The organism is Bacillus sp. FDAARGOS_527, assembly GCF_003812125.1.
Lineage (GTDB): Bacteria > Bacillota > Bacilli > Bacillales > Bacillaceae_G > Bacillus_A > Bacillus_A paranthracis.
In genome coordinates, this window is sequence record NZ_CP033795.1 from 2,864,838 (window position 1) to 2,878,539 (window position 13,702).

Here is a 13,702-nt window from a genome sequence, read left to right on the forward strand (position 1 = left end):
CAGTAATAGTTTAGCATTTTTTATGCAAATAAACTACAATGGACGCAAATTATGCCTCTTCTGATTTCCCTGAATCTTTAGTATAAAGCTATTTTGTTTTTCATTCTAGTATTAGGTCTTAAAAAAAGCAATAATATCAAATGAATTAATTCTAATTTTTCTGGATTTTTAAAACAAAAATTTTAAAAGCTTATATATTCAACAAAATTATCATATAAAAATCGCTCTACAGTAGATGCAGCATAGTGTTTACAAAGCTCGTTAATTACATTTTCATAATCTCGATACGCTGATACATTTACAACTGTTTCTACTATCCCATCAAAATCCGAACCAAACCCTATATTGTTCTCTCCACCTAATGAACAAATATATTCGATATGTCTTACTATATCTGCTACATTCGCTTGTTTTTCATTTGTTAGAAACTGCGGTACAAAAGTGACACCGATCATGCCATTTCGCTTTATAAGAGCTTTAAGTTGTTCATCGTTTAAATTACGTGGGTGCTGGCAAAGTTTCATACAATTTGAGTGGGAAGCAATAGGATTTTTTGCAATTTCAATCACATCCCAAAAACTTCTTTCATTCAAATGAGAAACATCAGTCCATACATGTAATGTATTAAGTTCTTGTACAATATGTTTACCAAAAGTCGTTAAACCTGCCCCACGCGTCTCTAGCGCACCATCAGCTAATAAATTGGCATAATTCCATGTTAGTCCAAAAGAACGTACTCCTAGGCGATAAAACAACCGTAATTTCATTTCATCTTTTCCAAGTGCTTCGCATCCTTCTAGTGTTAATATCGCTCCAATCTCGTCCTGTTTTAACATGTTCATATCATCTTTTGTCCGAATAAACTTTACACCCGGTAGTGATAAAATTTCATTATAAAAAATATCTACCATTTGTAATGCCACTTCAAATCGTTTTTCATACGCCACTATTTCTGGAACATATATAGCAAAACATTGTATACTTCCTTTTCTTCTCTTTAACTGTTCAAACGTAATATGTAATTGCGAATCATGTTTAAAATCCTTTTTCCCCTTCGCATTCCATAACTGAAAGAGTACATCACAATGGGCATCAAAAATTTTCATTTTCATTCCTCCATTATAAAAACAACCTGTTTGCATACTGCAAACAGGTTGTTTAAACTTAACGAGGTTCTACAATTAATTTTATTGCTGTACGCTCTTCCCCATCAATCATAATATCCGTAAACGCTGGGATACAAATCAGGTCCAAACCACTAGGCGCTACAAATCCTCTTGCAATTGCTACTGCCTTTACCGCTTGGTTCAATGCACCTGCACCAATGGCTTGAATTTCTGCTGTTCCGCGTTCGCGAATAACACCTGCAAGTGCACCAGCTACAGAATTAGGGACCGACGTTGCTTTAACTTTTAATATTTCCATTCCGCGTTTCCTCCTCGTTTCTATAAAAAGTATTAGCAATTATTTCACTTTAACTTATATTCACGAGGAATGACACGTATTCCTGCTAAATTTCTGTAATTTTTCTAAAAAATTAAAAAATAATAACTTATCTAAATTTTAATAGGAATTACTCAAAAAATGGCTGATCATCATTAATTAAGATACGCTCAATTTTCTTAGCTTTTCCCGTATTAGGGTCCACATCAATTAGCACTGCACTTAATTGTGTTCTACCATTTGTCACTTCAAATCGTACTGGTAAGTTTGTTAAAAACTTCTTCAATACTGCTTCTCGGTCCATACCTAAAATTCCATCGTACGGTCCTGTCATACCAACATCTGTGATATATGCCGTTCCACTTGGTAAAATGCGATTATCTGCTGTAGGAACATGCGTATGTGTACCTACTACCGCTGTAGCACGACCATCTACATACCAACCTAACGCTTGTTTTTCGCTTGTAGTTTCCGCATGGAAATCAACAAAAATAATATTCGTACGTTTTTTCGCAATGTTAATTAATTCATCCACTTTACGGAATGGACAATCAATCGGAGGAAGGAACGTACGTCCTTGTAAGTTAATAACTGCAACTTCTGTTCCATTACAGTTCACAAAAATAAGCCCTTTTCCTGGAGTGCCTTCTGGGAAGTTAGCTGGTCTTGCAAGATATTTTGCATCATCAATAAATTCAAATACTTCACGGTTATCCCAAGCGTGATTTCCAAGTGTAACCGCTTGTGCTCCGCATTCTAAAAAGTTTCGGTATATTTTTTCCGTAATTCCACGTCCACCTGCTGCATTTTCCCCATTAATAATGGTTACTGTAGGTGTATATTTCTTCTTTAATGCCGGTACGTATTGTTGAATCATACCTCTACCAGGAGATCCTACTACATCCCCAACAAATAATATTCTCATATGTCTTACCCTTCCTATGTACTACATTTTTTATTACTATAGCTTCAAGTAATTATCTTACAATATATTTATTATAAGTTTGTTTCACTTGTATGCTAGGTATAACTAATTTCCTTTATTTTAACCAATTCCAACACAAAAAAATAAAGTGGTGTTTCACCACTTTATTTTGCGTATTCCACTGCACGTGTTTCACGAATAACAGTTACTTTAATATGTCCTGGGTAATCCAGTTCATTTTCAATACGTTTTCGAATATCACGAGCTAAACGATGAGCTTCTAAATCATCAATTGTATCTGGTTTTACCAGAATACGAACTTCTCGTCCTGCTTGAATTGCGAAAGATTTTTCTACGCCTTCATAAGACTCTGAAATCTCTTCTAACTTTTCAAGACGACGAATATAGTTCTCAAGTGTTTCACTACGAGCTCCAGGTCTTGCAGCTGATAATGCATCTGCTGCTGCAACTAAAACTGCAATGATAGAAGTTGGTTCTGTGTCTCCGTGGTGAGATGCAATACTGTTTATAACTACAGGATGCTCTTTATATTTCGTTGCGAGTTCAACACCAATTTCAACGTGGCTACCTTCTACTTCATGGTCAATCGCTTTACCGATATCATGTAATAGACCAGCACGTCTTGCTAGTTTTTCATCCTCACCAAGCTCTGCTGCCATAAGTCCAGTTAAATATGCAACTTCCATAGAGTGTTTTAAGACGTTTTGCCCGTAACTTGTACGGTATTTCAAACGACCTAAAATCTTAATTAAATCTGGATGTAAACCGTGAACACCCACTTCAAACGTTGTTTGCTCTCCGACTTCACGAATATACTCGTCCACTTCACGTCTTGATTTTTCGACCATCTCTTCAATACGCGCTGGGTGAATACGTCCGTCCTGTACTAGTTTATCAAGAGCGATACGAGCTGTTTCACGACGAATTGGGTCGAATCCAGAAAGGATAACCGCTTCTGGTGTATCATCGATAATTAGGTCAATACCTGTTAACGTTTCTAACGTACGAATATTTCGACCTTCACGTCCGATAATACGTCCCTTCATTTCGTCATTTGGAAGATTTACAACCGAAACGGTTGTTTCAGCAACATGATCAGCTGCACATCTCTGCATTGCAAGAGATAAAATCTCTTTTGCTTTCTTATCTGCTTCTTCTTTCGCACGAACTTCACTTTCTTTTACCATTACGGCAATTTCATGAGAAACTTCACTTTCTACTTTACCAAGAATAATTGCTTTCGCTTGTTCGCGTGTCAGATTGGAAATGCGCTCTAATTCTGTTTGTTGCTTTTGAACTAACTCTCCCACTTTGCTTTCCAACTCTTCAATCTGTTGTTGTCTCGCTACAAGAGAATCCTCTTTCTTTTCTAACTGCTGCTCGCGTTTATCGAGCGTTTCGTCTTTACGATCAAGGTTCTCTTCTTTTTGCATTAAACGATTTTCTTGTTTTTGTAATTCGCTTCTACGGTCACGAATTTCTAATTCAGCTTCTGTACGAAGTGTATGAATTTCATCCTTTGCTTCTAAAAGCGCTTCTTTCTTAAGTGCTTCAGCTTCACGATTCGCTTCATCTATAATACGTTTTGCTTCATTAGCTGCACCATTAATCTTCGCTTCAGCAATAGACTTTCGAACAAAAAAGCCAACAACTGCACCGACTGTTGCAAGCAAAATGGAGATGAGTATCCAAACTGCAGTACTACTCATGATTTCACCTCCCCTTGCTATGAATGAAAAAAGACTGTCGGCATGTACATTGAATAACAACATACAGCAAAGACCGTCGTCCCGCTTTTTTAAGGGACTTTCTTCATTTCACAATTAAAATGTCATATTATTATTTCGGCAAGATTTAAGTCTTACTCCGAATATTACTTCTCTTCTTGAGAAGAGTGTTTCGTATATAAGAAAAAATATACATTCTCATTGTATCTATCGCAATTTTCATTGTCAAGCGTTGTCTACTTTTACTTTCTTTACCTTCAGCTCTAATTTATATAGGAATCTAAAAAGCAGAGAGCATATTATCCTGGAAAACCTTAGTAAATTCCAGTTTATTCATGTAAAACACGCATATATCCCTCTGTACACATACTGTTTTAGATGGATTAAATATTTTATCTCCAACGATATACAACGCTTTCATAATGATACAAAAATAAAAGACACGAAGCCGTGTCTTTTATCCCACTTTAATCAAGAAGACTTGGATCTTCCATATCTTCAGCACCTGAATCTTCGCTAATTCCGTGATGCTCACGAATAAAGAAGGCAATTTCTTCTCTTAAATCCGTATTTTCTTTTAAGAACTGCTTTGAATTTTCACGACCTTGTCCTAAGCGTTCTTCATTATAAGAGTACCAAGCACCGCTCTTTTGAACGATATCAAGTTCAGAAGCCATATCTAAGATTTCACCTTCTCTTGAAATACCTTCTCCGTACATAATATCAACTTCCGCAACACGGAATGGTGGTGCCACTTTATTTTTAACTACTTTTACTTTTGTTTTATTACCAACAATGTCGTTACCTTGTTTTAATTGCTCCGCACGACGTACTTCAAGACGAACAGTTGAATAGAATTTCAACGCACGACCACCTGGAGTTGTTTCTGGCACTATCTATAGATTTTCCATCTCTATAGTCCGGACTATCTCTTCATCTCTTTACAGAGAGCCTTGCACTTCCAGCAGTAGCCTATCATCTGCCGTACCCTACTCAGTTAACTAAAAGTTCTTTTCGGTAGTCTCTACACCTTCCCCATATCACTATGGAGCTTGGCACGGTATTACCCTAAATAATGGTGGGCTTCACCGTTAGCAACTATATGGATAGTTACACCCTTAGGCAATAAGGTTCACAAGGTTTTTAACATGCTATCACTAGCAAGGGAAACCCATGGTAAACTCCTTAATCTTTACGATTAAGCAACTTGTAGTTGATTTCCGAACATAACCCCAACTTTTTCACGAATTTGGTTAATAAAGATTGCGATTGTTTTTGATTTATTGATTGCACCTGAAAGTTTACGAAGTGCTTGAGACATTAGACGAGCTTGTAAACCTACGTGTGAGTCACCCATGTCTCCTTCAATCTCAGCTTTTGGTACAAGAGCTGCTACAGAGTCAATTACGATAATATCAACCGCACCACTTCGTACAAGTGCTTCTGCGATTTCTAAACCTTGCTCCCCTGTATCAGGTTGTGATAATAGTAATTCATCGATGTTAACACCTAATTTTTGTGCATATACAGGATCCATTGCATGCTCCGCATCGATGAATGCTGCTTGTCCACCTTGGCGCTGTACCTCTGCAATTGCATGTAATGAAACTGTTGTTTTACCTGAACTCTCAGGTCCATAAATCTCGATAATACGGCCACGTGGGTATCCGCCTACCCCTAATGCCACATCAAGTGCTAAAGAACCACTAGAAACTGTAGAAACTCTACGCTCCGCTTGTTCTCCTAATTTCATAATTGAACCTTTACCGAATTGCTTCTCTATTTGTTTTAACGCCATATCTAATGCCGCTTGACGATCACTCATTCAAAATTCCTCCTTAACTGAATTGCTAATCTTATTATACCTATTTTCAATTCAATTTGCCAACAAAAATCGAACATTTATTCGATTTTTTTATTTTTCATTAAATATAACCACATTTAACCATTAAAAAAAGCTAAAAGAGACTTATATCTCTTCTAGCTTTTTATACAAATGATAAAATCCATATTTTGCTGAGCGTTCCCTAATTTGTTGACGACTTCCGCTTAAATTTAGAGGAAAGACTACAGTTGGTTCATCTTTAATCGCCAATCCAACAAATACAGTTCCCGGCTCTTTATGTTCTGAAGCATCCGGTCCTGCTACCCCAGTGAAACTAATTCCGATATCCGCTTTTAATAATTCTCTAACATTTTCAGCAAGATAACGAGCACATTCTTTACTAACTGCACCGTCAGTAGACAAGACTTCCTCAGGTACATGTAATACATGTTGCTTCACATCATTATGGTAACAAATGACACCGCCTTTAAATACGGAAGACACACCAGCGTTTTCTGTTACTTGATTACCAAATAGACCACCTGTTAAACTTTCCGCACACGCTAAAGTTAATCCTTTTTTCTTCAATAACTCTATCGCCTTATAATGTAGAAACTCTTGGTCATACCCGTAGAAAAATTCTCCAACTCTTTCTAAAATCAAATCTTCCACATGCTGAATGAGTTTCTCCGCTTCATGAACATTTTGATGTTTAGCCGTTAAACGTAATGTTACTTCTCCATCATTGGCAAGCGGGGCGATTGTCGGATTCGTTTGTCCATCAATTAAATCTTGAACTTTCACCTCTAATTGAGATTCCCCAATTCCGAAAAAGCGAAGCACGCGAGAATAAATGTTTTCTCCTGTTGTAAAGTTACGTAAAAAAGGCTCCACATAACTTACATACATCGGCTTCATTTCTTTCGGTGGTCCTGGTAATAAAATATAAACTTTTCCGTTCTTATTTAATCCCATACCAGGTGCCATACCGTGATCATTTGCAAATACAGTCGCCCCATCCAAAACGAGCGCCTGCTTTTTATTATTCTCCGTGAACTCTCGACCTGTTCGCTTAAAGTAATCGCTTATTGATGCCAATGCCTTTTCATCATATACAAGCTCTTCCGCTAAGCTAGACGCTATTGTTTCCTTCGTTAAATCATCTTTTGTCGGTCCTAATCCACCTGTGAAAATGAGCATATCCGCACGTTCTTCTGCAACTTCAATCGCCTGCTGCAGTCGCTTGTTATTATCACCAACTACAGTATGGTAGTACACGTTAATTCCAATTGAAGCTAACTTTTCAGACAAAAACTGGGCGTTCGTATTTGCAATTTGTCCAAGTAATAATTCTGTTCCAACCGCAATAATTTCAGCGTTCATCCCAATTCCCCCATAAACTTCTATTTTGAGTTTACAAAAGCAGCTCTATTTTTCCAGAAATAATCCCATCCTGAAATAACAGTAAAAATTAATGCAATCCATATAAAGATATCAGCAACTGGAATATGGATTAAATTTAAAGGTACATCGTGTAATAAATATGCCGCAATCGCGATGATTTGTGTCCACGTCTTAATTTTCCCTAGCTGATTTGCCGCAACTACTTCCCCTGTTCCAGCAAGTACAAGACGTAAACCAGTGACCGCAAACTCACGGCTTATAATGACAATAACGATCCAAGCAGGTACGTATTGCATCTCAACTAACGTGATAAGTGCCGCTGAAACAAGTAATTTATCAGCTAACGGGTCAAGGAACTTCCCTAAATTCGTTACAAGATTATACTTTCTTGCGTAATGCCCATCAATCCAATCTGTAGCCGAAGCAACAATAAAGATAAGCGCTCCTATTAAATGTTGAATTGGTAAATCAACATCACCAATTGTGTATGAACCCCAATCAAAGGGCGCTAACATAATTACCATAAAAATTGGAATTAAGCAGATTCTAGATATTGTAATTTTATTTGGTAAATTCACAGCTATTCCTCCATCATATCAAAAACATTTGTTCATTGAAAAAAGTCATCGAAGCGATGACTGTTATTGTGCAGGTTGCTCTATCCCTAGATTTTTAATCAAGAATTTTTGATGATAATTCTCTTCTGGATTCAACGGGAATGTAACCACTTGGCCATTTAATTTAAATTCAACATTCGGTGCACTTCCTATATTAAGGTTTACCACTTTCGCTGTTGATAAATCATATTTTTGAGTTTGACCTTCCTCTATTGTTCCACTAAAGATATCATTTCCTGCCTCATTTTTAATACCTACATAACTTGCACCTTTTGTTGTAATTTCTAATTCTAAAGTTTTATTGTTATGAATTTCCAAAGTGGACTCCTTACCAGTTGTCCCAACTACTTTGATTTCTTGTTGTCCTGTTGGTTGCGCTGGTTGTTCTTCTTTCTTTGGCTCTTCTTTTTTCGATTCTTCTTTTTTTGGTTCCTCTTTTTTCGGCTCTTCCGCTTTCACTTCATCTTTCTTCGTATCTAACGGAGAATTTTCCGCTTTTTTAACTTCAATTTTCTCACTTTGAGCATTCGGAACCTTCTCATCACCTTTTCCAGTTAACGCTTGGAAAATAAACCAAATTACCACTCCAACTGCGATTACTAACAGCGCAACTAAGATTTTCGGCATATGATCTGCAATTGGCCATGATGAAGATTTCTGCATTGTTTCTTGTGTTTTTTGTCCGGTTGACACTTGTGGAACGTCGCGTTTTTCAGATTGTGGTATCGTACTCTGATATTCTACAAGCAGTTCCTCTCCATTTAATCCAACCGCATCTGCGTATTGTTTAATGAATGCACGCGCATAAAAAGCTCCTGGCAATACATCATAACTGCCTTCCTCAATTGCTACTAAATGGCGTTTTTGAATTTTTGTAATCTCATGCAGCTGATCAATAGACAAGCCTTTCGTTCCTCTTGCTTCTTTCAGCTTTTGTCCTAATTCTGTCACTACTAACACCTCAATATTTCTTTAAAAGTCAAACATAGAGAAATTATTTTGCGTACCTTGCTCAATTTCATCTACTAAATTATATTGAATTTCTTCATCATAATCGTTACGCAACTCGATAATATAATCAAAATCATCCAATGTGTATTCTGACTGACTCACAAATACGTCAGGATGTTCCACAACTTTCGTTGCAGGCAATCTCATAATTTCACGAACAAGCTGCCAATGCCTTTCGTTAGCACGCTTTGTTGACACGATTCCATCTAAGATGAAAATATTGTCGTCGCTATACTCATCTTCAATCAATTGACTACGAACAGTTTGCTTAATAAGAGTAGACGATACAAATAACCATCTTTTATTTGCACAAACACTTGCGGCAACAATGGATTCTGTTTTTCCAACACGAGGCATTCCTCGTATACCAATTAGCTTATGGCCTTCTTTTTTCATTATTTCAGCCATAAAGTCTACAAGTAACCCTAATTCATCACGCACAAACCGAAATGTCTTCTTATCATCTGCATCTCGTTGTATGTACCTACCATGTCTAACCGCTAGCTTATCTCTTAGCTTTGGCGGACGATATTTCGTTACCGTTATGTTATCCATCGTATTTAAAATTGATTCTAGTCTAGAGATTTGCTCTTGATTATCACACATAAGGAGTAATCCACGCCTTGCATTATCTACACCATTAATTGTGACAATATTAATGCCGAGCATACCGATTAACGAAGAAACGTCACCAAGCAAGCCAGGTCGGTTTTTATGTATTTCATATTCAAAATACCATTCAATCATCCAAGATCACTCCCCTTGCTTACTTTACACCTACGTACTATATTATATGATTTCACCTTAATAGGGAAGCTAAATGTATAATCTATCCCTTTCAATTATTATACAAAAAAAATAGAGAGGAGAATCCCCTCTCTATTTTTTACTTATGTTGTACAAACTTTACCATTAAGTTTGCGATTGTATGTTGCTCTTGTTCGTCAGCAACTTTCCAAAGTTCAGCTAATAATTTCTCTTGATCGTTGCGTGCTTCTACTTCATTTGCTAAATAATCACCAACACGAAATGCCATATCTGATACAGCACCACCATCAAGACCTTTTCCTTGCGCTTGTTCTAAACGTTCTCCTAAAAAGCTCTTCCATTGATCAAAATTATCTAAAACTGACATGTGTAAGCACCTCACTACTTAGTAATAGAATCATGCTTAATTTGTACAGTTTTTCATTTTTTATGTAAGAAATTTTTAGCAATGCCACCCGCCATTTACTCCAATAATTTGTCCAGTTATATAAGATGCACCTGGTGATACGAGAAATGACACAGTTTTTGCTACTTCTTCCGGTAATCCTAATCGTCCTAACGGAATCTCTTCCGCAATTTCATTCTTATCCTCTTCTGAAAATACGTTTAACATTTCCGTTTCAATTGCACCTGGCGCCACCGCGTTCACTCTTATTCCACTTAATGAAACCTCTTTTGCTAAAGCTTTCACATATGAATTTTGCGCACCTTTTACCATCGAGTAAAGAACTTCACATGACGCGCCAATTTGTCCCCATATAGACGAAACAAGTACAATATTACCGCTTCTCCGTTGAATCATAGATGGCAATGCCATCGATAATAATTTATAGATACTCTTCACTTGAAGTTCTACCATATCATTCAATTCATCGTTCGTTACATCTGTTACGAGTCCAAAAATACTCTTCCCAGCTGCATATACGATAACATCAAGAGGATGTTCAATTTGTTTCCACAATTGCTCTGCTCCATCAGTAGAAGCTAAATTTGCTTGAACAGGAATTACTTCACCCCATTCTTTCTGCAACTCATTCACTTTCTCTTCACTGTTATTATAATGAACATATACTGTATATCCATCTTGAATTAATTGTTTCGAAATAGCAGAGCCAATCCCTCCGCTCCCTCCAGTTACTAATGCATACTTTTTCATACAATTCCTCTCTTATCTCAACAAAATCTTTTCCCTACAAATAAATAATACCCTCATCTTACAATTTATCAATGATAAGATGAGGGTATTATTATGAAACCTTTTATTTTTTTGGTAACACTTGACAAACGCTCATTTTTTCTTCTGATAATAATAATTTTGCTACTTCTTGTAAATCTTGAACAGTTAAACTTTCTAATACAGTCAATGCATCAAACAGACTCGATTCATTAAACGCATATCTTGTAAATTGATTTGCAATATATTCCGGTGAATTCAAGGAACGTAAAAAGCCACCTATTTTCTTTTTCTTTACTCGTTCTAATGCCGCCTCATCTAATTGATCATAATTTGTATTTAATAAAATACCTTTCAAACGCTCTTCCAGCTCATCAGGTTGCTTCGTATCGCCGCCAACCATTGCAAAACCGAAGTTATTCTCTTCCGTATAATCATACGAGAACGAATCATCAATGAGCCCTTCATTATATAAAGATTCGTAATGAACGGAGCTTTTCCCAAATAAATAATCTAAAAGTAACGTAAGCGCAATTTCTTGTTTTAAAAGGGCTTCCCCTTTTTCTTTTAAGTTTGTCGCTTTAATACCAACTAAACATTTCGGAGTTTGTACAGGCATTGAAATAATTTTCTTCTTTTCATTTACCTCATCTGGTTCTTCTTCGAATGAACGTACTATTTCTGGTTGGTTTTTATAATCTTTTTTCGCTTGATTTTCACGTATCAAATCCATCGTTTTCTCTGGATCAATTGCACCTACAACAAACATTAACATATTGCTTGGATGATAAAACGTTTCATAACATTCATATAGTAGATCTTTCGTAATTTTACTAATAGACTCGATTGTACCCGCAATATCAATTTTAATCGGGTGCTTTACAAACAAGCTATCAATTAACCCAAAATATAAGCGCCAATCTGGATTATCTTGATACATTTGAATTTCTTGCCCAATAATACCTTTCTCTTTTTCAACTGTTTTTTCAGAAAAGTAAGGCTCTTGTACGAAATTTAACAATGTATTTAAATTTTGTTCTACATTTGATGTACATGAAAAAAGGTAAGCTGTTCTTGTGAATGATGTGAAAGCATTTGCCGATGCCCCTTGTTTACTAAACAATTGGAAGGCATCGTGATCTTCTTTTTCAAATAGTTTATGCTCAAGAAAATGAGCAATCCCATCCGGCACACGAATCATTTCTTCTTTACCTAGTGGTACGAATGTATTATCCACAGAACCATATTTTGTCGTAAACGTTGCAAATGTTTTATTAAATCCTTGCTTCGGTAAAATATATACATCTAATCCATTAGGAAGTTTTTCATAATAGAGTGTCTCTTTTAATTGCTCATAAACAATTTTCTCCATTTATTCTCCCTCCGTTCCGTGTAAAAAGTAAATTGTATCTAATTCAATATTTTTAGCAACTTTCACAATCTCTTCTTTCGTCACACTTTCAATACCTGTAAGCCATTCTTCAACCGGACGCGTACGATCTGAAATAATACCATGATACAGCATTTCCACAAATCCACGCGGTGTATCAATTGCTTCTAATATTTGATTTCGAATAACACTTTTCGTTTGATGCATCTCTTCTTCAGAAAAATCACCATTTTGCATTGCAAGCATTTGCTCTTTAATAATCTCAACCGCTTTTTCATAATTTTTCGCTTCGATTCCTGACATGACAAATAATAAACCTTTATGACTTTCAAAGCGAGATGCTGCATAGTACGCTAAACTATTTTTTTCACGAACATTAACGAATAACTTCGAATGAGAAAATCCTCCAAACAATCCATTAAACAATTGCAGCGCAAAATAATCTTCGTCTTTATACGTAATAAATGTACGATATCCGATGTGTAATTTACTTTGTTTTAATTCTTGTTTTTCCACAACTTCTTTTTCTCCATTATTTCTCTTATGAAGAAGTACATTTCTTTCCCTCACAGGACGTGCTGAAATAGAAAAATACTTACTTACAAGATCAACTGCGTTTTCTGAAATATCACCAATAATGTATAGGTCCATTTCATCTTCCGCTAACACTTTTTGATAATATTGATACAAACTTTCATTTGTAATAGAAGAAACACTCTCTTTTTTCCCATTTGCGCTTAAACGATACGGTTCTACTTTGCACATTTCTTCAATTAAACGCTCGTTTGCATAACGCATTTTATCATCATACGTCGCTTCAATTCGTTGTAAGAGCGCTCTCTTTTCACTTTCTACAATAGAAGGCAGAAAACCATTCCCCTCTTTCGCTGGATGTAAAACGATATCCGATAACATAGAAAGCGCTTTTTCAAATAACGGTGGTGCATCATGTAAATATACTTCATTTGCAATGTCTACATAAATAGAGATGATATGATCTTCTCCTTTTTTACTTACATCTACCGCCAAAGAAGATCCGTATAATTCTTCTAAATATTGACGAAGACGAATTACAGAAGGAAGCTTTTCTGTCGCACTTTGCAATACGTATGGCAATAGGGCACGCTCTGTCACCGTCTCCTCATTTAAAGGTGCTTTCAAACGAAATACAAATGTATTTGTTTTATATTTATCAGTTGGAATAATATGTACTCGTAAACCACCTAACTCATGTAACTGTTGTTCCATCAGTTTCATTTATAGCCCTCCTTTACGTATATAGGAATATTCCTCTTCAATATACAGTTTTTAGAAATGAAAAATCAACTTTTCTTCCTCACTATACTTACATTAGGCTCTTTCTAAAAACTGTAATATGTAAGGAACATAGTAAAATT

12 protein-coding genes and 2 pseudogenes are annotated in these 13,702 nt (G+C 36.1%); all 14 read right to left on the minus strand.

From position 1 onward, the window contains the following. Positions 1–182 precede the first annotated feature (182 nt). The 14 genes and pseudogenes from EGX95_RS17275 to yfmF all read right to left on the minus strand — a co-directional run bounded on the left by EGX95_RS17275 (position 183) and on the right by yfmF (position 13,562). Positions 183–1,106 (minus strand): dipeptidase, encoded by a 924-nt coding sequence (locus tag EGX95_RS17275; protein WP_000688008.1) that lies wholly within the window; start codon positions 1,104–1,106, stop codon positions 183–185. A 58-nt stretch (positions 1,107–1,164) separates the two neighbouring features. Beyond that, a complete protein-coding gene (gene spoVS / locus EGX95_RS17280) occupies positions 1,165–1,425 on the minus strand; it encodes a stage V sporulation protein SpoVS (RefSeq protein WP_000404341.1) in 261 nt (86 codons plus the stop codon). Positions 1,426–1,573: 148 nt separating this feature from the next. Beyond that, positions 1,574–2,368 carry a TIGR00282 family metallophosphoesterase gene (locus tag EGX95_RS17285; RefSeq protein WP_001221095.1) on the minus strand — a complete coding sequence of 265 codons (795 nt, stop codon included), beginning with the start codon at positions 2,366–2,368 and terminating at the stop codon, positions 1,574–1,576. Between the two features lie 164 nt (positions 2,369–2,532). Then, the gene (gene rny, locus EGX95_RS17290; RefSeq protein ID WP_000099355.1) at positions 2,533–4,098 is read right to left on the minus strand and encodes a ribonuclease Y; all 1,566 of its coding nucleotides are present in this window, start codon (positions 4,096–4,098) and stop codon (positions 2,533–2,535) included. Positions 4,099–4,583: 485 nt separating this feature from the next. Next, positions 4,584–5,006, minus strand: a pseudogene (locus EGX95_RS17295) (recombinase RecA); the annotation flags it as partial. Positions 5,007–5,332: 326 nt separating this feature from the next. Beyond that, positions 5,333–5,941: pseudogene (gene recA / locus EGX95_RS17300) on the minus strand (recombinase RecA); the annotation flags it as partial. A gap of 144 nt (positions 5,942–6,085) precedes the next feature. Beyond that, positions 6,086–7,324, minus strand: a complete 1,239-nt coding sequence (gene cinA, locus EGX95_RS17305; protein ID WP_000990717.1) for a competence/damage-inducible protein CinA — start codon at positions 7,322–7,324, stop codon at positions 6,086–6,088. 20 nt (positions 7,325–7,344) lie between these two features. Continuing rightward, a complete protein-coding gene (gene pgsA / locus EGX95_RS17310; RefSeq protein ID WP_001052963.1) occupies positions 7,345–7,923 on the minus strand; it encodes a CDP-diacylglycerol--glycerol-3-phosphate 3-phosphatidyltransferase in 579 nt (192 codons plus the stop codon). A 63-nt stretch (positions 7,924–7,986) separates the two neighbouring features. Continuing rightward, positions 7,987–8,913 carry a helix-turn-helix domain-containing protein gene (locus tag EGX95_RS17315; protein ID WP_000137489.1) on the minus strand — a complete coding sequence of 309 codons (927 nt, stop codon included), beginning with the start codon at positions 8,911–8,913 and terminating at the stop codon, positions 7,987–7,989. Between the two features lie 21 nt (positions 8,914–8,934). Further along, positions 8,935–9,720, minus strand: coding sequence for a DUF3388 domain-containing protein (locus EGX95_RS17320; RefSeq protein WP_000574107.1), 786 nt, complete (start codon positions 9,718–9,720; stop codon positions 8,935–8,937). Positions 9,721–9,859: 139 nt separating this feature from the next. Next, the gene (locus EGX95_RS17325; RefSeq protein WP_000114454.1) at positions 9,860–10,108 is read right to left on the minus strand and encodes a DUF3243 domain-containing protein; all 249 of its coding nucleotides are present in this window, start codon (positions 10,106–10,108) and stop codon (positions 9,860–9,862) included. A 75-nt stretch (positions 10,109–10,183) separates the two neighbouring features. Beyond that, on the minus strand, positions 10,184–10,897 hold the full coding sequence (ymfI, locus tag EGX95_RS17330) for an elongation factor P 5-aminopentanone reductase (RefSeq protein WP_000759622.1): 714 nt from the start codon (positions 10,895–10,897) through the stop codon (positions 10,184–10,186). Positions 10,898–11,000: 103 nt separating this feature from the next. Then, positions 11,001–12,287, minus strand: coding sequence for an EF-P 5-aminopentanol modification-associated protein YfmH (gene yfmH / locus EGX95_RS17335; RefSeq protein ID WP_000411947.1), 1,287 nt, complete (start codon positions 12,285–12,287; stop codon positions 11,001–11,003). Next, positions 12,288–13,562 (minus strand): EF-P 5-aminopentanol modification-associated protein YfmF, encoded by a 1,275-nt coding sequence (yfmF, locus tag EGX95_RS17340; protein WP_000772431.1) that lies wholly within the window; start codon positions 13,560–13,562, stop codon positions 12,288–12,290. It abuts the gene before it with no gap. Positions 13,563–13,702 lie beyond the last annotated feature (140 nt).

Coding starts and splice junctions, on each gene's coding strand:
- EGX95_RS17275 (WP_000688008.1), bottom strand. CDS start 1,106: ATGAAAATTTTTGATGCCCATTGTGATGTACTCTTTCAGTTATGGAAT.
- spoVS (WP_000404341.1), bottom strand. CDS start 1,425: ATGGAAATATTAAAAGTTAAAGCAACGTCGGTCCCTAATTCTGTAGCT.
- EGX95_RS17285 (WP_001221095.1), bottom strand. CDS start 2,368: ATGAGAATATTATTTGTTGGGGATGTAGTAGGATCTCCTGGTAGAGGT.
- rny (WP_000099355.1), bottom strand. CDS start 4,098: ATGAGTAGTACTGCAGTTTGGATACTCATCTCCATTTTGCTTGCAACA.
- cinA (WP_000990717.1), bottom strand. CDS start 7,324: ATGAACGCTGAAATTATTGCGGTTGGAACAGAATTATTACTTGGACAA.
- EGX95_RS17320 (WP_000574107.1), bottom strand. CDS start 9,720: ATGATTGAATGGTATTTTGAATATGAAATACATAAAAACCGACCTGGC.
- EGX95_RS17325 (WP_000114454.1), bottom strand. CDS start 10,108: ATGTCAGTTTTAGATAATTTTGATCAATGGAAGAGCTTTTTAGGAGAA.
- ymfI (WP_000759622.1), bottom strand. CDS start 10,897: ATGAAAAAGTATGCATTAGTAACTGGAGGGAGCGGAGGGATTGGCTCT.
- yfmH (WP_000411947.1), bottom strand. CDS start 12,287: ATGGAGAAAATTGTTTATGAGCAATTAAAAGAGACACTCTATTATGAA.
- yfmF (WP_000772431.1), bottom strand. CDS start 13,562: ATGAAACTGATGGAACAACAGTTACATGAGTTAGGTGGTTTACGAGTA.